Annotated in this window: 18 protein-coding genes; 15 read left to right on the top strand and 3 right to left on the bottom strand. The window is 32.9% G+C overall.

Translation table 11 applies throughout. The features are described from left to right. Window positions 1-111 precede the first annotated feature (111 nt). The 5 genes from BN1075_RS18940 to BN1075_RS18920 all read left to right on the top strand — a co-directional run bounded on the left by BN1075_RS18940 (window position 112) and on the right by BN1075_RS18920 (window position 3,781). Window positions 112-510, top strand: a complete 399-nt coding sequence (locus BN1075_RS18940) for a DUF1292 domain-containing protein (RefSeq protein WP_040194889.1) — start codon at window positions 112-114, stop codon at window positions 508-510. Window positions 511-891: 381 nt separating this feature from the next. Further along, complete coding sequence (locus BN1075_RS18935) at window positions 892-1,530, top strand: HAD family hydrolase (protein ID WP_040194888.1); 639 nt, start codon at window positions 892-894, stop codon at window positions 1,528-1,530. A 2-nt stretch (window positions 1,531-1,532) separates the two neighbouring features. Then, window positions 1,533-2,366: an aminotransferase class IV gene (locus tag BN1075_RS18930; protein ID WP_052406640.1), complete on the top strand. Its 834-nt coding sequence runs from the start codon at window positions 1,533-1,535 to the stop codon at window positions 2,364-2,366. 164 nt (window positions 2,367-2,530) lie between these two features. Then, on the top strand, window positions 2,531-2,857 hold the full coding sequence (locus BN1075_RS18925; protein WP_040194887.1) for a hypothetical protein: 327 nt from the start codon (window positions 2,531-2,533) through the stop codon (window positions 2,855-2,857). A 75-nt stretch (window positions 2,858-2,932) separates the two neighbouring features. Continuing rightward, window positions 2,933-3,781 carry a hypothetical protein gene (locus tag BN1075_RS18920; RefSeq protein WP_040194886.1) on the top strand — a complete coding sequence of 283 codons (849 nt, stop codon included), beginning with the start codon at window positions 2,933-2,935 and terminating at the stop codon, window positions 3,779-3,781. 163 nt (window positions 3,782-3,944) lie between these two features. Here the strand turns inward: BN1075_RS18920 and BN1075_RS18915 are convergent, their stop codons facing one another. Continuing rightward, the gene (locus tag BN1075_RS18915; RefSeq protein ID WP_040194885.1) at window positions 3,945-5,588 is read right to left on the bottom strand and encodes a putative manganese-dependent inorganic diphosphatase; all 1,644 of its coding nucleotides are present in this window, start codon (window positions 5,586-5,588) and stop codon (window positions 3,945-3,947) included. A 329-nt stretch (window positions 5,589-5,917) separates the two neighbouring features. Here BN1075_RS18915 and BN1075_RS18910 point away from each other — a divergent pair, with 329 nt between their 5' ends. Beyond that, window positions 5,918-8,470, top strand: coding sequence for a calcium-translocating P-type ATPase, SERCA-type (locus BN1075_RS18910; RefSeq protein WP_040194884.1), 2,553 nt, complete (start codon window positions 5,918-5,920; stop codon window positions 8,468-8,470). A gap of 38 nt (window positions 8,471-8,508) precedes the next feature. On the opposite strand, the gene BN1075_RS18905 is transcribed toward BN1075_RS18910, so the two are convergent. Next, window positions 8,509-8,943, bottom strand: a complete 435-nt coding sequence (locus tag BN1075_RS18905) for a hypothetical protein (protein ID WP_040194883.1) — start codon at window positions 8,941-8,943, stop codon at window positions 8,509-8,511. 244 nt (window positions 8,944-9,187) lie between these two features. On the opposite strand from BN1075_RS18905, the gene BN1075_RS18900 reads away from it, so the two are divergent. Then, on the top strand, window positions 9,188-11,722 hold the full coding sequence (locus BN1075_RS18900; protein WP_081911663.1) for an AAA family ATPase: 2,535 nt from the start codon (window positions 9,188-9,190) through the stop codon (window positions 11,720-11,722). 228 nt (window positions 11,723-11,950) lie between these two features. On the opposite strand, the gene ychF is transcribed toward BN1075_RS18900, so the two are convergent. Next, a complete protein-coding gene (gene ychF, locus BN1075_RS18895) occupies window positions 11,951-13,048 on the bottom strand; it encodes a redox-regulated ATPase YchF (RefSeq protein WP_040194882.1) in 1,098 nt (365 codons plus the stop codon). 772 nt (window positions 13,049-13,820) lie between these two features. On the opposite strand from ychF, the gene rsmH reads away from it, so the two are divergent. From rsmH to BN1075_RS18855, 8 genes are all read left to right on the top strand, one after another. Then, entirely contained in the window at window positions 13,821-14,753 is a 933-nt protein-coding gene (rsmH, locus tag BN1075_RS18890) for a 16S rRNA (cytosine(1402)-N(4))-methyltransferase RsmH (RefSeq protein ID WP_040194881.1), read from the top strand. 27 nt (window positions 14,754-14,780) lie between these two features. After that, on the top strand, window positions 14,781-15,278 hold the full coding sequence (locus tag BN1075_RS18885) for an FtsB family cell division protein (RefSeq protein WP_040194880.1): 498 nt from the start codon (window positions 14,781-14,783) through the stop codon (window positions 15,276-15,278). 458 nt (window positions 15,279-15,736) lie between these two features. Next, a complete protein-coding gene (locus BN1075_RS18880; RefSeq protein WP_040194879.1) occupies window positions 15,737-17,953 on the top strand; it encodes a stage V sporulation protein D in 2,217 nt (738 codons plus the stop codon). 244 nt (window positions 17,954-18,197) lie between these two features. Further along, window positions 18,198-19,658 carry a UDP-N-acetylmuramoyl-L-alanyl-D-glutamate--2,6-diaminopimelate ligase gene (locus tag BN1075_RS18875; protein WP_040194878.1) on the top strand — a complete coding sequence of 487 codons (1,461 nt, stop codon included), beginning with the start codon at window positions 18,198-18,200 and terminating at the stop codon, window positions 19,656-19,658. Further along, the gene (locus BN1075_RS18870; RefSeq protein ID WP_040194877.1) at window positions 19,658-21,028 is read left to right on the top strand and encodes a UDP-N-acetylmuramoyl-tripeptide--D-alanyl-D-alanine ligase; all 1,371 of its coding nucleotides are present in this window, start codon (window positions 19,658-19,660) and stop codon (window positions 21,026-21,028) included. The genes BN1075_RS18875 and BN1075_RS18870 overlap by 1 nt, the downstream gene beginning before the upstream one ends. A 14-nt stretch (window positions 21,029-21,042) precedes the next feature. After that, complete coding sequence (gene mraY / locus BN1075_RS18865) at window positions 21,043-22,005, top strand: phospho-N-acetylmuramoyl-pentapeptide-transferase (RefSeq protein WP_040194876.1); 963 nt, start codon at window positions 21,043-21,045, stop codon at window positions 22,003-22,005. Between the two features lie 36 nt (window positions 22,006-22,041). Then, complete coding sequence (spoVE, locus tag BN1075_RS18860) at window positions 22,042-23,151, top strand: stage V sporulation protein E (RefSeq protein WP_040194875.1); 1,110 nt, start codon at window positions 22,042-22,044, stop codon at window positions 23,149-23,151. Between the two features lie 488 nt (window positions 23,152-23,639). Then, a complete protein-coding gene (locus tag BN1075_RS18855; protein WP_040194874.1) occupies window positions 23,640-24,440 on the top strand; it encodes a cell division protein FtsQ/DivIB in 801 nt (266 codons plus the stop codon). The last annotated feature ends 10 nt before the right edge of the window (window positions 24,441-24,450 follow it).

Here is a 24,450-nt window from a genome sequence, read left to right as displayed (position 1 = left end):
TAAATATGGAACAAAAATTCCATATTAACAAAAATTTATTATAAAAACACTTCTAAAAATCATAATTTAGGGGTACAATGTAGAAGAGAATTTATAAAGGAGGTCATTGTAATGGGAAGTAATTGTTGCGGACACGATGATAATAAAGAAAAAACAGGATGCTGTGGAGGACACGGACACGAAGGACATGAGGGATGCTGTGGAGGTCACGGACACGACCATAATCATGACCATGAAGGTTGCGGATGCGCAGATCACGAGCACGAAGCAATGTTTGTTGAATTAGAAGATGAGAACGGAAACGTTATGGAGTGTGAAGTAGTAGACGGATTCTTATTTGAAGAAAACGAATATGCATTAGTTCAAAATCCAGATGATGGTTCTATATACTTATTCAAAGTTGTTGGAGATGACGAAGTAGGAGAGCTTGTAGTTCCAGAGGACGAAGAGTATGATGCTGCTAGAGCATACTACGAGAAAATGCTTGAGCAAGAGAACGCTGAAAACTAATTTAACTTAAAAGCCGCTAAATGCGGCTTTTTTCATGCACTACATTAAGCAGTTAACATATAGTGTTAGAAGTTTAATGTAAGGTGCTGAAACGTAAAATTTAGAATTGTGAAAGAAATCCACTAGTTAGGAATTTCTTTAATTTTATTTTGAAGAATTAAGATTAATAAGAGCTAAAAGGATTTATTAATTTCCACTTTTAACATATAATAAAATAAGAAAGAATAAGATGTAGTTCATATTTAATTTCCGAAGGAAATTAGGAAAGCAGCGCCAACAGGGCTGCTATAAAATGAAGTTCAGCTTCAGCTGAATTCACACTACCATTCTACATTCTAAATTCTAAATTCTACATTATAAATTTAAAAAGAGGTAACAACAATGGAAAAACTAGCGATATTCGATATTGACTATACACTTACAAAGAAGGAAACGTCTATAGAGCTTTACAAATACATGTTAAAGCGTGATAAAAGTTTAATTAAATACATACCAGCTCATATCCTTACAGTACTTGGGTATGGAGTTAACGTTTTTGATGCAACAAGAACAAAGGAAAGATTTCTTAAGTTTTTAAGTGGTACTAATGAAGAAGAGTTGAAATCAATAGTAAGGGATTTTTATAGAGATCATATCAGTAATCTTTTATATGAAGATGGGCTTAAGGCTATAAAGGAATATAAAGCCAAAGGATATAAGGTTTATCTAATTTCTGCATCACCAGAGTTTTATGTTAATGAATTCTATAATATTGAAGGTGTAGATAAAGTTATTGGAACAAAGTTTAAAATGAATGATGGAAAATTTGAGCCTATAGTTGTAGGAAAAAACTGCAAAGGTGAAGAGAAGGTTAAAAGACTTATGGAGGAGTTAAAGAAGGACAATATTGAAGTTGATTTTAAAAATTCAGTGATGTTCTCAGATTCTTTATCAGATCTTCCATTACTTCAGTTAGCAGGAACAGGATACCTTATAAATTATAATAAAAAGCATGATTTAAAGATTTTGAGGTGGAAATAGAGATGGAGAATTGTATTCAAGGGTATTATCAATATTTTATTAAAAATGATGAAGCATATACAGCAGAAGAATTTCAAGATTTCTACAAAGTAGAAGGAAAGTGTATTTATGAGGTGTTAAGAGTAATAAACAGCAAGCCTTTATTTTTAAAGGAGCATTTATTAAGACTTGAGAAATCTTTGAGCTTAGCAGGAGAGAATAGCCCTGTGGATTTAAAGACTCTTAAGCAGTATGTGAATCAGCTTATATCTTTAAATAGAGTACATAATGGAAATATAAAAATTGTGATTAACCAGGGAAATCTATATATTTTTTCAATTACAGCTTATTATCCTACTGAAGAAATGTATAAGGAAGGCGTTAAGACAATTCTTTATTTTGGTGAAAGAACTAATCCAAACGCTAAGGTTGTTGATAATTCCTTTAGAGAAAAGGTTACAAAGGAAATTTCAGATAGGGAAGCCTTTGAAGCTATATTAATTAATAACCAGGGATTTGTTACGGAGGGAAGTAAATCTAATATCTTCATGATAAAGGGAACTATGGTTTATACTGCACCTGCTGAAGGTGTTCTTCTTGGAATAACAAGAGAAAAGATTATTGAGGCATGTAAGGCTTTAAATTTAACTGTGGAAGAAAAGGAAGTAACACATGAGGAGATAAAGGACTTAGATGGTTTGTTTATTTCAGGTACATCTCCAAAGGTCCTTCCAATTAATGAAGTTGAAGGTGTTATTAAGTTTAATGAAATTTATAGTAAAATATATGATATTAAAGAACAGTTTGATAAAATCAGTGAAGAGGATTTAAATAATTACTCTGTTAAGAAATGGTAAGTGTTTTATTGTTTTAAATAAATATTAGTGAAACCGCTCAGTTGCAAAAGCAGCTGAGTGGTTTTTTTAATTATAATTGGATTTTGTTAATTATTTTTAAAGCAATTTAATATATATAGAGTATATAAAGAGAAGATGAAAGTAGATTTTTAAGGAGTGATTTAATGACATCTTATGTTAAACAGTGTATTCATTGTGGGGAGATGATTTCAAAGGATGCTAAATATTGTCCAAAGTGTAAAAGCAGGAATCCATTTATAATTAGGTGCCCTGAATGCTTTAGAGAGGTTACTAAAGATCAAAAGGAATGCAGTTGTTGTGGCAGGAAGCTTATAGTGAAGTGTCCATTCTGTGGTGAGATGAGCTTTGTTTTAGATCAATGTGAAAAGTGTGGTACATGCTTTTTAATAGAATGCTTTAACAAGAGATGTGGAGAGATGGTATTCTTTCAAAATGAATATTGCACAATGTGTGGTAGAAGGTTGAAATGACCTAGGTAAAGGTTAGTTGTGTTAAAGATAATAAGGAATTTATTATTATCTGTTTAATTCAATAGGAGGTGGACGATGAGGGTAGGGTATTTGGTTGGAGGCACATTAAGTCTGCTATTTTATAAGCTTGATAGAAAGCACATTGTTTCAACATTTAGATGGGGAGTGGAAGCTAAGATAAAAAATAAGAAAGCTGTAAATATAATATATTTATTATTAACAGCTTTGGTGGCTTCAGCGGTATATTTAATACCAGAAAGTGAAGCTATAAATGGAATAGTGGCCTTTGGTGTGTTAGAGATTGTGGGTGCTGTAGAGAAGAAAAGTGGTAATAACTTTAATAAAGGAATCAAGATAGAGAAAAATTTAAGTAGAAAAAGAAAAATTATTAACAAAAATATAAATGATAGGAAGGTGTTTTATGAAACTTTAACGCTGCTTGGGAAGTCTTTAATAGGAAGTTTTATTACACCACTTTTAATTATTGTATTTTTTGGGAATGGGGCATCTGTTGCTTACGGAATGATTTATTTTTATTTTGATGAATTAGCTCACGGGGTAGGGGAAAAAATTCTTAATATCATATTTATTCTTCCTTCTTTAATTGGAGATGGTCTTTTATATTTAATTTATATATGTAGAAATAAAACCTTTAAAATTAGTTTTAAGGGGGAGTTTTTTCAAAATTTATTTTATATGCCCTTATTAAATGTTTATATATTAGGTGCGTATATAGAAACGGTAAATTTTTATTATTTTGAAAACTATGAAGTAGTTCATTATATAAAAAGCTATGGAGTATATCAGGGAAAGATTGATGAGGTTGCTACTAAGGATTTGGTTACAATTATTTATGGAGTGGCGGGAGTGGCATTTATTTTATTTATTGTACTTATAAATTTGAATTTAAAATTTATAATTTAGAATGGTGGTGGAAATTCCTACGGAATTTCTTTGATGTTAAATTAATCATTTTCTATTAAATATAAAATTAAAGCTTCTCCTCACTGCCTTTGGAGAAGCTTCCATCATTCTAAATTCTACATTCAAGCATTCTAAATAAAAAAAAGAGGCTGGGCCTCTTTTTTTATTTCAATTGATTAACTGCTTCAGTAAGTGGTGGTATGATTTGTTTCTTTCTAGAAACCATACCTTCAATATAAACAGTGTCATTTTCATTTAAAGTAACATCAAAGGCTCTGCAGAATACTTCCTTATGTTCCCCTGCTACTATGAATAAAGAGGAGCTTTTGAAGATATCTGTTGCCATCTGGATTATAAGGTCAAAGTTATCCTTTGAAGCTTTATTTTCCATAAGTTCCTTTAAGCCGTCAACGAATGGCAGAAGACCGTCCATGTAAGTAGTTGTCGTTTGAGATACTCCAACCTTTAGGTCTCCAATATTAAAGATTTTAAAGTCTTGATAGAATAAATCCTTTGGAGTTTTACCTTCAAGAGAAGTTCCGGCCTTGAATAATTCGCTGGCAAAATCGTCAATATTTATATTTGCAATCTCTGCAAGTCTCTTAAGAACTATCTCATCCACTAAAGTAGAGGTTGGAGAAGTTAATAAAAGGGTATCAGAGATGATTGCTCCGCATAAAAGTCCAGCTGCAGATTTAGATGGTCTGATACCATTCTCAAAGAATATTGAGGCAACTATGGTTGAGCTGCTGCCTACAGCTTCATTTCTAAAGTAGATTGGCTGTCCAGTCTGGATATCACCAATTCTATGGTGGTCTATGATTTCAAGGATATTTGCATCTTCTAATCCATCAACAGATTGAGTTCTTTCGTTGTGGTCAACTAAGATAACATTTTTCTTTTGTTGAGAAATTAAGTGGTATCTAGAAATGCTTCCTGTTACTGCTCCTGATTCATCAAGGACAGGATAGCTTCTATACCTGGTTTCAAGCATTACATCCTTTATTTCTTCTATAAAGTCACTTGTAGAGAAGCTTATTACGTTATCTCTTGTCATTACATGACTTATAGGAATACTTTGAGGAATTAAACGAGCTGTTGTAAAGGAATCATACGGAGTAGAAATTACGGTACAATCCTTTTGTTTAGCAAGCTCTATGATTCTCTCAGATGGTATAGAGTTATTTGTTGTAATCATAAGCTTAATATTGTTATTTAAAGCAAATTCTTGTACAACTTCACGGTCACCACAAATTGCGATATCTTCGGCTTCGATTAGGTTCATGTCGTTTGGTTCCATCATGGCAACCACAACCTTACCTTTAAGCACCACATTTTCATCAGCTAAATAAATAATTTTACCTGATAAAGTTTCTATTATACTATTAAGTTTTGTTTTACTCTTTGCAAGAATATAATTATCCCATATATCTAGGTAGCTGGAAGCAATATTTGAAACAGATACAATACCTGCTAATTTATCATTTCCATATGTAACTGGAAGAGTTTTAATGTTTTTCTGCTTCATTATTGACCAAGCCATCTTTAATGATATGTCAGGGGATACAGGAGCTACATTATCTATTTCTAAGTCTGCTACCTGCTGCTTTACTGTTTTAACTAACTTTGGAGGTTCAACTCCAAAATAATCTAATATAAATTGTGTTTCAGGACTAATAGGTCCAAGTCTTATAGGAATGGCATTAATGCGTTGAGTTTTGTTTTTAAACTCTGCATATGCAATTGCCGCACAGATAGAATCCGAATCTGGATTTCTATGTCCTGTTATATATACTGAATTTTTCATTAAAAAACCATCCTTTTGCGCGTAATTTATATAGCTGTATATAAAACTTTACTTCTTAATTATGTTTGCACATTTATTTTAAGTAGTAAGTTCATTTGTCCAAATCGAAAACTTTAGTTAATAAACTCCTTCTGAAAATCAGCCGAAGGAGTAAACTTGAATAACTAAGTCAAAGATTTAGATTCTCACTTATACCTAGTATTTTAAATGTTTATTTGTTTTATGTAAAGTTAATTTTTTCATATATTGGGGTATACATACATATATTTAAGTGAAAGATATGTATATGCCCAAATGATTTAAAATTAAGAAAAAAAGGGGGAGAAAATGTGGGTGCAAAAGAGTACAGAGGTCTATCAACAAAAGAAATTGATGATAGACTAAAAGAATACGGGTTAAACGAACTTCAAGGCAAAAAGTCAGTATCACCTGTAAAAATATTTTTAAGTCAATTCAATGATTTAATAATATGGATACTAATTGTAGCAACTCTAATTTCTGGTGTAATGGGCGATAAGGCAGATGCAATAACGATATTAATAATCGTTATAATGAATGCTATCTTAGGATTTGTTCAGGAATATAAAACTGAAAAATCCTTAGAACAGCTGAAAAAGCTGTCATCACCTACGGCTAAGGTAATTAGAAATGGCAAAATCGAAGTTATTAACTCAATTTATCTAGTACCTGGCGATCTAGTAATATTAGAAAGCGGAGATAGGATTCCAGCAGATTGTATACTAGTTGAAGGAACTAATATGATGGTGGATGAGTCTTTATTGACAGGAGAATCCGTTGGAGTTCACAAAGAACCAGACCAGGGAGATAGTAACATATACATGGGCACAATTGTGCTTATGGGTAAAGGAAAGGCTAAGGTTTTCGGTACAGGAATGAACACAGAAATGGGTAAAATAGCTCATATGCTGCATTCCATTGAAGATGAACCTTCTCCACTAAAGGAAAGGTTAAATTCCTTAGGTAAAATATTAGTAGTTTTATGTATTGTTATTTGTGTAGTGGTAACCTTCTTAGGAATATATAGAGGGGAAGATGCTTATGTGATGTTTTTATCAGGGGTAAGCTTAGCCGTTGCAGCGATTCCAGAAGGATTATCAGCTATAGTTACAGTAGCCTTAGCACTTGGAGTTTCCAGGATGCTGAAGCAAAATGCTTTAGTTAGAAAGCTTCCAGCAGTTGAAACTCTTGGGTGTACATCTGTAATCTGTAGTGATAAAACAGGAACTCTTACGGAAAATAAGATGACTGTTGTAGCGCTTCTTCATAATGGAAAGATTCATGACGTAGGAGACAATAAAACCTTTGATCATGAAATGCTTAAGAAAATATTTGTCTATTGTAATGATGCAAATTACAACCCAGATACCCGAGATTTAGAAAAGGGACTTATGGGAGACCCAACAGAAACAGCCCTTGTGAAGGGATTCTTCAAGACACTCCATGATGTTGAAGAATTTAATGCTAAAGTAGAAAGAACCTTCGATATTCCTTTTGATTCTAATAGAAAAATGATGTCTGTTATAATGAGAGACAAGGCAACGAGAAAAGAAACCTGTTATATGAAGGGAGCTCCTGAAAAGGTCATAGACAGATGTTCTTATATCTTAGTTAATGGCAGGGTGGAACCTTTAACTTTAGCTTATAGAAAAAGTGTGGAAGCACTCATAGATGACATGAGCTTTAGAGCACTAAGATGTATTGCTGGAGCATATAAAACAGACAATTTAATTAAAGGAGACCAGCTTGAAAGCGGACTTATATTTGTTGGAGTGGCAGGTATTATTGACCCTCCAAGAAAAGAAGTTAAGGATGCGGTTTTAAAATGCAGAGTTGCAGGAATTAGACCTGTTATGATCACTGGAGACCATAAAAATACTGCCTTTGCCATAGGGAGAGAATTAAATATCTGTAGTGAAAGTAAAGAGGTAATCACAGGGGCAGAGCTTGACCGTATCACTGATAAGGACCTTTCCAAAAATATTGACCAGTATAAGATTTTTGCAAGGGTTACTCCTAAGCATAAGCTTAGAATTGTTAGAGCCTTTAAGAGCAGAGGAAATATTGTAGCAATGACTGGAGATGGTGTAAATGATGCACCAGCAATTAAGGAAGCTGATATTGGAATAGCTATGGGGATATCTGGTACAGATGTAACTAAAGAAGCTGCTTCAATGATTCTTTTAGATGATAACTTTTCAACTATTGTAACTGCTGTAGAGGAAGGCCGTGTAATTTACGACAATATTAGAAAGTTTATAAGATATCTATTATCTTGTAACCTTGGAGAGGTTTTAACAATGTTCCTAGCTTCTTTGTTCTACTTGGAAATACCTCTTCTTCCAATCCAAATTCTATTTGTAAACTTAGTAACAGATGGACTCCCAGCTATTGCACTTGGTGTGGATCCTGCAGATAAGGATATAATGATGCAAAAGCCTAGGGCAAAGGGAGAACATGTTTTTGCCAGAGGATTAATGGAGAAAATACTTATTAGAGGTTCATTAATTGGAGTATGTACAGTTTTATCTTTCATTGTAGGTAAGTATTATGGCTATGATTTAGCTACCTGCAGAACCTTAGCTCTTGGAACTTTAATAACCTCACAATTAATCCACGTGTTTGAATGCAGAAGTGAAAGATACTCTTTATTTGAGATTAATCCATTTACTAATATGTATCTTTTAGGGGCAGTAGCTGTATCTATAATAGCTTTACTATGCATTGTTTATATACCAATGTTCCAAGCTATATTCCATACTACTCCGCTAATTTTTGGACAATGGTTAATAATTGTATTCTTCTCAGGAATAATCAGCTTTATTAACAGTATTGCGATTTTTGTGGGGAATAAAGTTAGGTAATTTTAAATTAAATAAAAAAAAGCCCATTGGGCTTTTTTTTATTTAAATCTTTTATCCGCTCTAACACGTTGAACTTTCTTTTGACCACCTTCAACTGGAACTAGATCCTTTTTAGTTGTAAGGTTCATAACGTTCATTATAGTTATGCAATCTTTGAACTTGTTTTTCTTCTTCTTTTTCTTTTTAGAGTAATCAGGCTTAACACCTTGAATTAGAAGAGAGTGACCTTGTGATACTGCCATGAAAGTAGGTTTTTTGAACCATCTTTTTTTCTTGTATACACAAGTGGCTACAGTTCTAAGGTTATCTTGCTTTACAACGATAGTAACAATAATAGTATTTAAAATTCCTAGGAAAGATTTTTCCTCAGTTTTAACAGAAAGAGCTCTTCCTTGAACTTGAGTTAGTCTGTCTCCATATTTGTTAATAAAGGCATTAGTATAACCTTGAGTTAATTTGTCTTTGAATCCCATATAAATAACTCCTTTACGTGAAGAATAAATAATCCAGTATAATATTAGTCCTTTTAGTCTCTTAATACTACACAATAACATTATTATATAATAATTGAATTATTATAACAAGTTTATGTTTTATAATAAGAAAATGCAAGGGGATTTAAAAATAAATTTATTGTCAAAGTTTTCTTATTCTTGTTCCAAAAGTCCTTTCATAGGAATATTAATATAATATTAAAGTATTTTATTGGAGGGCAGTATGAAGAGAATTTTAAATTCTGAACAGATTATTTATGATTTCAATGCCGATTGCAATAGAGCAGATAAAGATGGGGAATTTGTATTACCACAGTATGAAGAAGTATACAAAAGAATTAATACTGCTTTAAGCTTGAAAAGTGACGGATATAATGTTTACTTAGTTGATGAGTTTTGTAAAATGAGAATAAAACATATAATTAGCTATGTAAAGTATATACTAAAGAATCAAGAGCCGCCAAAGGATATATGCTATGTCATTAAAGAGGATGAGAAGGCACCAATACCTCTTTTTGTGAATAATGGATATGGAAATATTCTTAGGGACAAGGTTGAAGAATTGAAGGAGGTTTATGCTGAGGTAGTATATAAGTTTTATAATAATCTTGATAATAAAGAAAAAGAAGAACTTGTTACGGCCATCAAGAATAGACGAAGCAAGATAATTGAGGATCTTGTAAATCAGTCAAAGAAATTTGGGTTTGATATAAGAATCGGCGGAGAAGGTTTCACCTTTGTACCTTTAGTAGAAGGTAAAGAAATGACTGAGGATGAATTTGATGAACTAAATGAAGAAGAAAGAAGCAAGATAATGGATAAAGTTTCAGATTTAAAGGTCAGTGCTCATGAAATTCTAGATAAACTTCGTAATATGAAGTATGACGAGCTTGAAAGATTAAAAGAGATAATGCAGGGATTTTTAAAGGAGGAAGTTGCACCATTACTTGAAAGTATTGAGGAAGAACTAGGTGAAGATAGTGAGGCAATGGGTTATATTGAATATGTTATGGATGAAATTGAAGAGAGTCTGCTAGAAACTTATTCAATTAATTACGAAGATGATGAAAGTGAAATTAAGGAGATAATTTCTAAATACGATGTTAATGTAATAGTAGATAATACTGATCTTAAGTCACCACCTGTAATATTTGAAGAAGATCCAAGCACTTCAAATCTTTTAGGAAATATAGAGTATGAAAATCATAATAATATGTATGTATCTGATGTGAAATCCATAAAAGCAGGAAGTTATGTGAGAGCAAACGGGGGCTGTCTTATTATTAAGGCAAACAGCCTTTTTAGTAATTCTCAATCCTATTATTACTTAAAGAAATCTTTATTATCAGAGAAGGTGGATTTAGATTATAACAGAGGATATATTGAGCTCTTTACCTTAGGTGGATTAAAGCCAGAGCCAATGAATATTAACACAAAGGTAATTTTAATTGGAGATTTTCAAATCTATGATACCTTATATAATTATGATAGTGAATTTAAAACTATTTTTAAAATTAGAACGGAGTATAAGGGGATTTTAGAGGCTAAGAATTCTGTTAAAAACCTTTTGATAGGAGAAGTTAAGGAATTTATTGAAGAGAATAAATTAATATCAATCACTGATGGTGGAATGAGGGAGTTATCTAAGTATCTTTCTAGAAAAGCTGAAGATAGGCAAAAGCTTTTATTTGACCATAGTGAAATTTCAAATATACTTTTGCTTGCAGATTGTAAGGCAAAAGAAGAAAATAAAAAGCAAATTGACGGAGAAACCATAGAAGCTGTTGCTTATAACAAAGAATTACTAGAGGAAGAATATACAAATTTATATAGTGAAGGTAAAATGCTCATTAATCTCACTGGAGAGGCGATAGGGCAAATTAATGCGCTTTCAGTTATTGATATAGGTTATATATCCTTTGGAAAACCTATGCGAATAACCTGTACATGTTTTAGTGGTGAAGGAAGAATCATTGATAGCCAAAGAGAATCAAACTTAAGTGGAAAGATTCACACTAAGGCTATCAGCATTCTAAAGGGCTATATGAGCAACTTAAATGGAGGTTATACAAAGCTTCCTGTAGATTTTAACCTTAGCTTTGAACAAATATATGGAATGGTGGATGGAGATAGTGCTTCGGTAGCAGAAGCTCTTGTTATGGTATCTGCACTATGTAAGATTCCTATAAAACAAAATATTGCGCTAACAGGGTCAATTAATCAGTTTGGGGTAGTGCAGCCTATAGGTGGAGTTAATGAAAAAATAGAAGGCTTCTTTAATATATGCAAAGAATTAGATACTGTAGAAGGAAAGGGAATTATTATTCCAGAATCAAATGCTCGAAATTTGATTCTTTCTAAGGAAGTAGAGGAAGCGGTGGCTAAAGGTGATTTTACTATATACACCATGGAAGTTGTAGAAGATGCTATGGAAATTGTTTTTGGGAAGAAAAAGGTAACAAGAGAGGGTATAGCCAAGATTATTGCCACTGAAGGGAAAAAGTATAAAGAAAGTGAAAAGAAAAAGGCTGTACCTAAGAAAAAGGCAGTAGCAAAGACTGCGGTTAAAGCTGTTGATAATGAAACTGATAAAATGCCAGCAGAGGTTCCAAGTGAAAAAGAGCCAAAGGGAAAGAAAGCTGTTAAGAAGGAGCCAGCAAAGAAGCTGATTAAGGATATGGATAAAAAAGATTCCGATAAAGAGGAAGAAAAGAAAAGTAAAAGTACTAGAAAAAGTCAGACCCAAAGCCTTATTTAAATTAAGAATTAAGAATTAAGTATTAAGTATTAAGTATTAAGGTGGAAATCCAGCGGAGCTGGATTTCTTTTTTTGTAGAATTAACAATAGCTTTTCTATTATTAATTCTATTTAAAGGAGTCTGAAGGTGTAGTTTTTGTAAAAATAAAAGAAAGTCAGCTTTAGCTGACTTTCAAACATAAATCTTAATTTTACATTGGTAATCCTTAATTAAAAAAGGATTTTAAATTATACGTTAAATCTAAAGTTTACAACGTCTCCGTCTTGCATTACGTATTCTTTACCTTCAAGTCTGTAGTAACCTTTTTCTTTAGCAGCAGCTTCAGAACCACATTCAACAAGTTTATCGAAAGATACGATTTCTGCTCTGATGAAACCACGCTCGATGTCGCTGTGGATTTTTCCAGCAGCTGCAGGAGCTTTTGTTCCAACTTTGATTGTCCAAGCTCTTACTTCTTGAACTCCAGCGGTTAAGTAGCTCATTAGTCCAAGTAATTTATAACTTGCTTGGATTAATTTATCAAGACCAGATTCAGTTAAGCCGTACTCAGAAAGCATGTCAGCTTTTTCTTCGTCATCAAGGCCTGATAATTCTTCTTCAAGTTTTGCACATACGATGATTATTCCAGAGTTTTCAGCAGCTGCGTAAGCTTCTACTTCTTTAACCATGTCATTTTCTCCACCGCATTCCATTAAATCATCTTCACTTACGTTACAAGCGTATAGAACAGGTTTTGAAGTTATTAAGAATAAGCCCTTTATGAATTCAGCTTCATCTTCGTTAACTTCAAGAGTTCTTACTGGTTTGTTAGCTTCAAGTTGAGCTTTAACCTTTTCCATGATTGCATATTCAGCTTTAGCAGTTTTGTCTCCAGAACGTACTAATTTAATTGATTTTTCCATTCTTCTTTCAAGAACTTCAAGGTCAGCGAAGATTAACTCAAGGTTTATTGTCTCGATATCTCTGATTGGAGATACTGAACCTTCAACGTGAACTACGTTATCGTCGCTAAAGCATCTAACAGTATGAACGATAGATTCAACTTCTCTAATGTGAGAAAGGAACTTGTTTCCTAAACCTTCACCTTTGCTTGCTCCTTTAACTAGACCTGCTATGTCATAGAACTCTATGGCAGTTGGAACCTGCTTTTTAGAGTTATATATTTTTTGTAATTCTTCTAGACGCTTGTCTGGAACGCTAACAACTCCTACGTTTGGCTCGATTGTACAGAATGGGTAGTTTGCAGATTCTGCACCTGCTTTTGTTATAGCATTAAATAATGTACTTTTTCCTACGTTCGGTAACCCTACTATTCCTAATTTCATATTTTAAATTCGTCCTTTCTTATCTCTATATAAACCAAAGATTATTTTGTAAATTTAAGTCTGAGTTTAAGTCCATGTGTCAATAATAATTTGATAACACATAAATTACTCCTTCGAATAGACTTTAGAAGGAGTATCTTTTAAGATTATACTCTAGTGACAGGGTAATTTCAAGTAAATGAGCCTTCAATTAATTTAGAATCACCTTCTTATAAGGAAAATAATAAAAGGATCACTATAGAATTGTAGTTAAAATTTATTTCTAAGATATTAAGCTAAACCTTTGAATTATTCATTTGAATTTTCTATTTTAAAAGGAAGAAAAAAAAACTATATTTAGGTATAATATTTCCTTCAAAATTAAAATAATAAGAAATACAACTTTATAGTCAGCGTTATATCATGATTCTACATGGTAAATTCTACATTCTTAGCGAGAATTAGTGAAGAGTCTGCTATCATTCTACAAATATCAATCAAAGATGGCGATATGCTGTAGAAAAAACAATAACAAAAGTAAAATTATGGTATAATAATTGAGAATATAAAAATTATTTTGGGTATTTTTATTAATTTGCTAAAAAGTTTTTATGAATTTGACCGATAATTAAAAGGAATTACTATTATTTTATAGAATTATTATGATACAATATAGTATGCGTGACATACCAAACCTTTGATTTGGGTAGGGGGACGTACTCCACCGAAGGAATATGAGGGGAGTAAAAAATAGTGCCTTTATGGACATTTACAAAAGAAGGAGAATATTACAATGGAATTTAAACATTATTCTGTAATGCTAAACGAATGTATAGACATGTTAGATATAAAAGAAGACGGCATATATGTGGATTGTACTCTTGGGGGGGCAGGACATTCAAGTGAGATTTTAAAGAAACTTTCTGAAAAAGGAAGATTAATTGGGATTGATCAAGATTTAGATGCTCTTGCAGCAGCAAAGGAAAGATTAAAGGAATATAATAATGTTACCTTCGTACATAACAATTTCTACAATATAAAAGAAATACTAAAGGAACTTGAAATTGAAAAGGTTGATGGTATTCTAATGGACTTAGGAGTATCCTCTTATCAGCTTGATGAGGGAGAAAGAGGCTTCAGTTACATGAAGGATGCACCTTTAGATATGAGGATGAACAGAGAAGAAGCTTTTTCAGCTTACAATGTAATTAACGAGTACAGCTCAGATGAAATTTATAAGATACTTAAGGAATATGGAGAAGAAAAGTTTTCTAGAAGAATTGCAGAAAGAATAGTTGAGAAAAGAAAGATTAAGCCTATAGAAACAACTTTCGAATTAGTAAGTATCATCGATGAATGTATACCAGCTAAATTTAAAAGAGAGGGAGGTCATCCTGCAAAGAGAACATTCCAAGCAGTGAGAATAGAAGTTAACAGAGAGTTAAGTATATTAAATCAAACTATTGAGGATGGCATAGAAGCTTTAAATAAGGATGGTGTAATGGCAATAATAACCTTCCATTCTTTAGAGGATAGGATTGTTAAGGTTAAGTTTAAAGAATTAATTGACCCATGTACATGTCCTAAGAATCTGCCAATGTGTGTTTGTGGTAAGGAACCAATAATTAAGTTAATTAACAAAAAACCAATTGAAGCTACAAAGGAAGAACTTGATAACAATTCAAGAAGCAGAAGTGCAAAATTGAGGGGATGTAGAAAAATTTAGTTCTAAAAACCATATGGGGGTAGTAAAATGGAAGTAGAAAACAGAAAGATTGCAGTCAGTGGAAGCAATGCTTTAAAAGCAGCAGCTAGACCGTTGCCTAAAGAAAGGGTAAAGAATCCTGAAATTGACAGGCAACGTAAAGAAGAACGAAGAAAAACAAGAAAAGTTAAGATATTAAAATTTTTAAAGTTTAATGGAAGTATTGTAGCTGCAGGAGTTGTGGGGTTAACCATTGTTGGACGTTATGGTTCTATTTATGCTGACCAAAAGGAAATAATATCTTTACAAGAAAAGATACACGTGATGAAGGAAGAAAGTGAAGCACTTAGTGTTAAGCTTCTTAAATATGACAACATAGCTTACATAGAAGAAGTGGCAACAAAAGAGCTGAATATGATTAAGCCTAAGAGTGGAGAGGCTGTTTATGTTGATATGCAAAATGTTGAACCTGTAGCTGCTGAAAATAACGAAACTCAAAAAGGCAAAAATCTATTTAGCAAAATCAAAGATTTATTATTTAATTAAGAAGCTTCATTCGTTAAAGCGATGGAGTAAGTTTGAGGGCTGAATCGAAGATTTAAGTGGAGTAGGGAACTACTTCTAATTACATTCGATGGAGTGCTCGGAGAGTAAGTTTGAGAAACTAAATAATAGATGCACTCTGTGAAAGTTCTGCTAACCAAATTGTTGATTTAGAGCATCACTTTTGCAGCATCATTTTTAGGAACTCACTTTACTTAACATGAATAAATTAAAGATGCACTCTGTGAAAGTTCTGATAACCAAATCATAGATGCACGCTGTGAAAGTTTTGCTAACCAAATCATAGATGCACGTTATGAAAGTTTTGCTAACCAAATCATAGATTTGGAGCATCACTTTTGGAGCATCACTTTTGGAGCACAGCTTTGGTAGTGCTACTTTTGGATGTTAACTTAAATCAAAGGTTTAGACTCTCGCTTGAGGATAGTGAGGTAAGATAGGTGGCTAAAAAGAATTTTGTTGATAAGGTGCAGATGAAAAAAAGAATGGTTGTCTGTATGATTTTAGCATTCATGGTGTTTGTAGGACTTTGTGGGCGGCTGGCTTATGTAATGTTTGTGAAAGAAGGAGATTATAAGTCTTTAGCAACGCAGCAATGGACTAGTGATGTTAGGATAAATGCTAAAAGAGGTAAGATACTAGACAGAAATGGAAATGCTCTTGCAGTTAGTGCTAATGTATACAGAGCAGATTTAGACTTGAATACTTTAAGAACAGACTTGGCAACGAATGTAAAGGGTACAGAAGATGTTGCTAAATCCATGGAGGATGTAGCAAGAGGTATTTGTGATATTGTAGGTAAATCATATGAAGATGTACTGCATATTTTGACTAATCCGCTGCCTAATGGTAAGCCAAGAGGAGCTGCAATCTTAAAAAGAAGAATTGAGAAGGATGTAGCAGATGCTCTTCGTGCTTATAGTGAAGCTAATAACATTAGGGGGATAGTAATTTCTTCAGACACTAAGAGGTATTATCCAAATGGTGCTTTTGCATCCCATGTTATTGGTCATACTAATTCAGATGGTGATGGATTAACTGGACTTGAGCTTTATTACAATAAGTACTTAGCAGGGGTTCCTGGTATAAGAATTTCTGAAATAGATCAAAAAAGTGAAGATTTACCATACACTATTTCAGAGTTTACAGAGCCTATAGATGGAAGAGATGTAACAACAACTTTAGATGAAAATATTCAATATTTTGCAGAGAAGCTAGCAGAAGAAGCTTTAAGTGATAATCAGGCTAAGGCAGTTTCTATAATGGTAATGGATCCTAACACAGGAGAGATTTTAGGACTAGCTAATGCTCCAGATTATGATTTAAATAATCCATGGCCTGAGGGAATGGCAGACGATGACATTCAGGCTATGTGGAGAAATAGAATGGTAAGTGATGCTTATGAACCAGGTTCTATTTTCAAGGTTGTTACGGCTACAGCAGCAATTCAAGAAAATGTAGTTTCAGAAAATGATACATTTAATTGTGGTGGTGGATTAACAATCGGAGGAAGAACCATTCACTGTTGGAAGACTTCAGGACATGGTCCACAGACCTTTGTAGAAATATTAAAAAATTCTTGTAACGTTGGATTTATGACTCTTGGAGAAAGATTAGGAGCTGAAACTTTAACAAAGTATATTAAAATGTTTGGACTTGGAAGAAAGACTGGTATAGATTTACCAGGGGAATCAGCAGGACTAATAAAAAATGCAAAGGATATATCATCAACAGACTTAGCTACAATATCATTTGGACAAACTAATACAACCACAGGAATTCAATATATGAGAGCTTTTAATGCCATTGCTAATGGTGGTTATTTAATAACACCTCATCTAATGAAGCAGGTTACTCATATAAATGAAGATGGTGAGATTGTTGTTGATGATGAATATGAGATAAATAAGGAAAAAGTTTTTGATTCAAATACCATGGAGCAGATGAGGCTGAATCTTGAACAGGTTACAAGCTCAGGAGGCAGCTCTAAAGCATATATAGATGGTTATAGAATTGGTAGTAAGACTGGTACAGCTCAAAAGGTTGATACTGTTAACGGTGGGTATGCAAATGGAAAGTATCTATCAACCTTTGTTGGTATGGCACCAGTTGATAATCCTCAATTTACTGTATTTATTTCTATTGACGAACCAAACCCAGCTTTATATTATGCAGGACAAATTGCAGCTCCAGTAGGACAAAAGTTATTCTATGAATTATTAAATTATGCTTCTTTAAAACCAACAGGTACATTTAAGGATGCTGGAGAAAGCTTAAAGGCTGACGTCATTGTTCCAGAAGTTAGAAAAATGTCAGTTTCTGAAGCGAAGAAAGTCATTACTGATGTTGGTTTAACTGTTAGAGTTGAAGGTGAGGGAGATGTCATAACAGATATGAATCCGAAACCAGGCTTTGTAATGAAGGAAGGAAATGAAATTATCCTCTATGCAGGTAAGGCAGCAGAAGATGGAGATATGGTTATTGTTCCAGATTTAAAGGGCTTTACAAAAGAATCTATTCAGATTCTCTTTAAGGACTTAGGCCTTAATGCTGAATTCGTGAAGGATGGTTTAGTTGTCGACCAAAGTATTGAAGGTGGTCAAACTGTTAAGAAGGGCACGACAGTAACCTTTACATTAGGAGTTTTATCAGATTAGACATGAGATAATAATCTAGGATATGCTGCAGGATTAAATGAAGTAGTAATCTTTTAAAGGTTATAAATTAGGGCACTTCTTCTAATATTTATTAGGGGGAGTAAGTTGCACAAAATTAGGGTTATAATTATTAGTGTAACTCAAAATTATTAATTATCCGGTAGTTACAGTTTGACTTGTGCTACCGGATTTTGTATGCTATAAAGGGTTCTATAAAGACTTATTTAAGGAAGTGGTTTATTAAATGAAAATAGTAGATTTATTGGCAGGTTTGAACTATGAATTTGTTAGTGGAGAAAAAGATATAGAAATAAATAATCCCCAGTATGACAGCAGAAAGGTTCAGAAAGGGGATGTATTCTTTGCAATCACAGGCTTTAGCACAGATGGACATAAATTTATAGCTAAGGCTGTTGAAAATGGAGCAAAGGTTGTAATTGTAGAAAGAGACATAGAGCAAATCGAAGGTGTTACCTACATAAAGGTTGAGAATGGAAGGAAAGCTTTAGCTATGGCTTCATGTAACTTTTATGATAATCCAAGCAGAAAAATGAAGCTTATTGGTATTACAGGTACTAATGGGAAAACTACCTCTGCATTTATGATTAAAGCTATTTTAGAAGCTTCAGGTTATAAGGTAGGTTTAATTGGTACAATTGCTAATTATATAGGAAGTGAAGAGCTTCATGCAGAAAGGACAACTCCAGAATCACTTGAACTTCAAGAACTATTTAATAAAATGGTTGAAGCTGGAGTAGATTACTGTGTAATGGAGGTTTCATCTCATTCCTTAGATCTTTACAGAGTATATGGTACGAAATTCGAAGAAGGTATTTTTACAAATTTAACTCAAGATCATTTGGATTTTCATAAAACCTTTGAGAATTATTATAAAGCAAAAGCGAAATTGTTTGATATAAGTAAAAGTTCTATAATTAATGCTGATGATGAGTATGGTGCAAGATTAATTAAAGAAGTAACAGCGAAAGAAGCTTCAAAAGTTACAACTTATTCAATAGAAAAGGTAAGTGACTTAAGAGGAGAAGATATAGATTTAGAAGCCACAGGAATGATATTTGACTTAGAATATAAGGGTGAAATTAAGAAGGTGGTTTTATCTATTCCGGGCAGATACAATGTGTATAATGCACTAGGCTGTATTGGTGCAGCTTTAAATCAAGGAATAGATATAGATGTAATCATTAAAGCTCTTGCCATGGTTACAGTACCAGGAAGATGTGAAAACTTAACTTTAGGAATGAATTCAGGGTTCCAGGTTATTAGAGATTATTCGCATACTCCTGACAGTCTTAAAAATATCCTTGAAAATTTAAGGGAGCTAACCACTGGAAGATTAATTTGTATCTTTGGCTGTGGTGGAGATAGAGATAAAACCAAGAGACCAATTATGGGTGAAATCGGAACTAATCTTAGCGATATAGCTATCATTACATCTGACAATCCTAGAAGTGAAGATCCGTATGCAATTCTTGATGATATTGTGGCTGGTGTAAAGCAAGAAAACTACAAGGTTGTTGAAAATAGAGAAGAAGCAATTAAAGAAGCATTGCTAATGGCTCAAAAAGGGGATATTATAGTAATTGCTGGAAAAGGTCATGAAACTTATCAAATACTTAAAAATGAGACTATCCATTTTGATGAGAAGGAAGTAGTCTTAAAGCTAATGAAGGAGTTGAAGCTTTAATGGACAATATAAAGTTACAGGATATAGTAAAAGCTATAGGAGGCAAACTATTAGTTGAAGGGAAACAAAGGGATTTCTCAAGGGTTGTAATAGATAGCAGAAAGGTTAATAAGGGAGATATATTCTTTGCTATAAAAGGTGAAAACTTTGATGCTCACAAATTTGTGGATAATGTTTTAGAAAATGGAGCTGGACTTGTAATAGTTCACAAGGAAGAAGAATATAAATCTTTTAGTGAGGATTCATCTATAGTCTTAGTTGAAGATACTAAAAAAGCTTTATTAGACTTAGCAAGCTTCTATATAGATACTTTAGATATTAAGGTTGTTGGAATTACAGGCTCTACAGGAAAAACATCTACAAAAGACTTAATAGCAGCAGCTTTAAGTGAAAAATATAAAGTGTTTAAAACTAAAGGAAACTTCAATAATGATATTGGAATGCCTTTAATGATATTGGAGTTAAATAAGGACTATGAAGTAGCCATCTTAGAAATGGGCATGAGTAATCTTGGAGAGATTGAGACCTTAGCAAGGGTTGCAAAACCAGATATTGCCGTAATAACTAATATTGGAACTTCTCATATGGAAAATTTAAAAACCAGGGATAATATTTTAAAAGCAAAATTAGAAATCACTACTCTTTTTAATGAAAACAATGTGCTTATAGTTAATGGAGAAAATGATAAACTTCACGATCTTGAAAGTAATAATTATAAAATAGTAAAAATTGGTACAGAAAGTGATTATAATTTCAAAGGTTGTAGAATAATTATAAATAAGGATAATATTGAGTTTTCTGTAAAAGAGAATGGAAGGGCAATAGACCAAACAATTTTTGTTCCTGTTCCAGGAAAGCATAATGTGCTGAACTCTCTTCTTGCAGTTGCGGTGGCAAGACACCTTGGAGTTAGCTATGAAGAAATAGCAGAGGGTATTAAGAATTTAGAAGCTACCTCAATGAGACTAGATGTTATAAAACATGAAGGATATACCATCATAAATGATGCTTATAATGCTAGCCCTGATTCCATGATTGCAGCTTTAGAGGTTTTAAAAACCTATGAAGGCAGAAAAATTGCTGTACTTGGAACAATGAAGGAGCTTGGAGAAGAATCTCCAAAGGCTCACGAAGAAGTTGCTAAGTATGCAAAGGATTCAAAGGTTGATATGCTGATTACTTTAGGTGAATTTAATTCGGATTTTGAAGCTGGATTTGGAAGTGAAAACTTCAAAGCCTTCGACTCAATTGAAGATATAGTTCACTATTTAAAGCAAAACTTAAAGGATGGAGATGTACTTTTAGTTAAAGCATCTAGATCAATGAAATTTGAAAATATTATTAATGAATTACAAAAGAAAAGTATATAGGGAGGGATTAGAATATGAATAAATTAATATATTCTGTATTAGTAGCATTCATAGTTTCTTTTGGAATAGCGCCCCTTATCATTCCGGCGCTACACAAGTTTAAATTTGGTCAAAACATAAGAGAGGATGGTCCTCAAAGTCATTTAAAAAAACAAGGAACTCCAACCATGGGAGGAATCATATTTATCATTGCTACCTGCTTAACCATGGTAATTATGGTGAGAAATCCTAAGGATGAAGCTATGCTTGCAGTTTATGCTCTTGTTGCCTTTGGAGCAATTGGACTTTTAGATGATGCACTTAAAATTATTAAAAAGAAAAATGAAGGTCTTAAAAGTTATCAGAAGATGCTGCTTTTAGTTATTGTATCGGTATTCTTTGGATATACGGCTTCCTCAAGAATTGGAACTGATATATTGATACCTTTTGTTGGTGGAACTACTTTAGATTTAAAGATATTATTTATTCCTTTTATAGTAGTTTACTTTGCAGCTGTAACTAACGCAGTAAATCTTACTGACGGTCTTGATGGATTATGTAGTTCAGTAACTTTATTAGTAATGACTTTCTTTGCAATAGTAAGTTTTGCTATGGGATATTATACTTTAGCTATGTTCTGTGGAATTTTAGCAGGAGCTATCTTAGGCTTCTTAAAGTACAACTCATATCCTGCACAAATCTTTATGGGAGATGCAGGGTCTTTAGCAATAGGTGGAGCTATTGGAGCCATTGCTATGATATTAAAGCTTGAACTAGTAGTTATCATCGTAGGTGGAATATATGTAGCAGAAACTTTATCAGTAATTATACAAGTTACATCCTTTAAGCTTACAGGAAAAAGAGTATTTAAAATGGCACCACTTCACCATCACTTTGAGTTAAAGGGATGGCATGAAAGTAAGATTGTTGCAGTATTCTCAATCATAACTGTACTTTTATGCTTAGTAGGATTCTTAGCTATAATTAATATGTACTAAAAGTTAAAAAGTAAGAATGCTATAGGGGGAGTTAGAGTGAAAAAAACCAAAATTAGATTAGGAGACATTGACTTTGTTCTGTTCGCCACTATTATCATGCTGGTTACCATAGGAGTTGTTATGGTTTATAGTGCTAGCTCCTATTTTTCAGCATTTAAATATGATGATGCAGAATACTTTTTATGGAGACAGCTTGCTTGGGCTGTTTTAGGAACAATCGCCATGATAGTAACCATGAATATCGATTATCATGTGTATAAAAAGTGGACTAGAGTGATTATAATAATAACTTTTATTTTATTATGTGCAGTTTTTGCATTTGCACCCGTTAAGGGGGCTCAAAGATGGATAAGGTTAGGACCAGCATCTTTCCAGCCTTCGGAGCTTGCAAAGTATGTGGTAGCTTTATTTGTAGCTAAAAACATTGCAAATAACACACAAAACATTAAAAAATTCTGGAAGGGAGTAGTTCCAAACCTTGCATTTACAGGGGCGGTTGCTGCAATGATTCTTTTAGAGAAAAACCTTAGTATTACAATGGTAACAATAATGGTATGTGTTATGATGCTGTTTGTAGCAGGCACAAAGATTAGCCAGATGGGACTTTTAGCAGGAGGCGTACTTGGGTTTGGAGCAACCTTTATTGCTATTGAACCTTATAGAATGGAAAGACTTACAGGCTTTATGAATCCATGGGCAGATGCTCAAGACACAGGATATCAGCTTATACAATCCTTGCTTGCTTTAGGGTCAGGAGGATTAACTGGAGTTGGTATTGGACAGTCAAGACAAAAGTGTTTTTATATTCCAGAGCCTCATAATGACTTTATCCTAGCAGTAATAGGTGAGGAACTTGGATATATAGGTGTAATGATAGTAATAACTTTATTTATTATTTTCCTTTGGAGAGGGATTGTTGCTGCATCAAAGGCGAAGGACTTATATGGTTCGTTACTTGCAACAGGTATAACATCGGTAGTTATTTTCCAAGCACTTATCAATATTGCTGTTGTTTCAGGTTCAATGCCTGTAACAGGGGTTCCACTTCCATTCATTAGTTATGGAGGATCGTCTCTGGTAATTAATATGATATTCATGGGAGTACTACTGAATATCACGAGACAAAGTAATGCTAAAAATGCATAAGTAAGTTTTAAACTTAAATAGAATGCAAGAATTTGAAATGAATAATCATGGTTGAAAGTCAGTTTGAGCTGACTTTCTTTTTTTATATAAATTACTTTTGAGTTTTAGGATAAAGTTATTTGAAGAGCCTCTGCTATTTTAAAACTACAATGAGAAGAACATTCAATGAAGTTAATTTTTGTTGCTTCAGTCGTATTATTTTACGTGAGAAGGAATTTCCTTAAGTAAACATCCAAATCTTTGATTTGGCTAATGTGAACTTACTCCTTTGAATGTATATGAGAAGGAGTTTCCTTATTAATCTACATATTCAACTTAATTATAGTGAAATTTATTAAAGTTTATTAAAACTTTAAAAAGTATTAATAAAAATGAAAATATATTATATAAGATGGAAAAATATTAATACTTTTGTAATGAAATTGTTATGGTAAAATGGTAGAATATATTTGTATTGCATAAACTAGCAGAAGTATGGTGGTGAAAGAATGACGAAAAAACGTGAAGAGGATTATGGCAATTATATTTTAAGTAATAAGGAAAGTATTCTTAAAAGAAAAAGAAAAATTATAGTCATGAAAAGGACAATGATAATTTTAGTATTACTTTGTACTATTCTTGTAACCTTAGGTCTTACACTGCCAGAGTTTAATCTTGGAGAAGTAACTGTAAGTGGAAATGAAATAGTGTCTACAGAAACAGTTTTAACTTCAGCGGCCATAGAGCCCGACATAAATATTTTTAAAATAAATACAAGCAAGATTGAAAAAATTCTAATGAAAAACGAATATATAGAAAGTGCAACAGTGAAAAGGCTGCTTCCAAAAAAACTTTCTATAGAAATAAAGGAAAGAAAAATTGCTTTTTCAGCTCAAGGAACAGATGGTATTTATGCTATAGATGAAAATGGGAGGGTCCTTGGGGTAAAAGAAACTATAGAGATGCCACAGGTTTTAAGTATAGAGGGAATTCCTGCGGAAAAGCTAATAGTAGGAGAATTTATTCAAGATGAAGATGGAAGCCGTATTGATGGTGCTAAGGATATACATAAGTATTTAAGTGACAATGGATACTTTGAACAATTCCCACAAATGAGACTAGAGGTAAATAATTTTGTTGACTACAAGCTTTATGTGGAAAATGCGTATATTAAACTTGGTTCCAGTGAAAATATGAATGATAAACTGGCGAAAGCCTTTAGTATATTAACTACACCTCAGTTTTTAGGAATGAAGGGTTATGTAGATGTGAGCTTTAAAGGAAATCCAGTAGTGTTTAAGGAAGAGTAATACAGGGAGG

The sequence above is a fragment of the Clostridium culturomicium genome (genome assembly GCF_000821305.1).
Classification (GTDB): Bacteria; Bacillota; Clostridia; order Clostridiales; family Clostridiaceae; genus Clostridium_J; species Clostridium_J culturomicium.
This window is presented reverse-complemented; position numbering and strand designations above follow the sequence as displayed.

Coding starts and splice junctions, on each gene's coding strand:
- BN1075_RS18940 (WP_040194889.1), top strand. CDS start 112: ATGGGAAGTAATTGTTGCGGACACGATGATAATAAAGAAAAAACAGGA.
- BN1075_RS18935 (WP_040194888.1), top strand. CDS start 892: ATGGAAAAACTAGCGATATTCGATATTGACTATACACTTACAAAGAAG.
- BN1075_RS18930 (WP_052406640.1), top strand. CDS start 1,533: ATGGAGAATTGTATTCAAGGGTATTATCAATATTTTATTAAAAATGAT.
- BN1075_RS18925 (WP_040194887.1), top strand. CDS start 2,531: ATGACATCTTATGTTAAACAGTGTATTCATTGTGGGGAGATGATTTCA.
- BN1075_RS18920 (WP_040194886.1), top strand. CDS start 2,933: ATGAGGGTAGGGTATTTGGTTGGAGGCACATTAAGTCTGCTATTTTAT.
- BN1075_RS18915 (WP_040194885.1), bottom strand. CDS start 5,588: ATGAAAAATTCAGTATATATAACAGGACATAGAAATCCAGATTCGGAT.
- BN1075_RS18905 (WP_040194883.1), bottom strand. CDS start 8,943: ATGGGATTCAAAGACAAATTAACTCAAGGTTATACTAATGCCTTTATT.
- BN1075_RS18900 (WP_081911663.1), top strand. CDS start 9,188: ATGAAGAGAATTTTAAATTCTGAACAGATTATTTATGATTTCAATGCC.
- ychF (WP_040194882.1), bottom strand. CDS start 13,048: ATGAAATTAGGAATAGTAGGGTTACCGAACGTAGGAAAAAGTACATTA.
- rsmH (WP_040194881.1), top strand. CDS start 13,821: ATGGAATTTAAACATTATTCTGTAATGCTAAACGAATGTATAGACATG.
- BN1075_RS18885 (WP_040194880.1), top strand. CDS start 14,781: ATGGAAGTAGAAAACAGAAAGATTGCAGTCAGTGGAAGCAATGCTTTA.
- BN1075_RS18875 (WP_040194878.1), top strand. CDS start 18,198: ATGAAAATAGTAGATTTATTGGCAGGTTTGAACTATGAATTTGTTAGT.
- BN1075_RS18870 (WP_040194877.1), top strand. CDS start 19,658: ATGGACAATATAAAGTTACAGGATATAGTAAAAGCTATAGGAGGCAAA.
- mraY (WP_040194876.1), top strand. CDS start 21,043: ATGAATAAATTAATATATTCTGTATTAGTAGCATTCATAGTTTCTTTT.
- BN1075_RS18855 (WP_040194874.1), top strand. CDS start 23,640: ATGACGAAAAAACGTGAAGAGGATTATGGCAATTATATTTTAAGTAAT.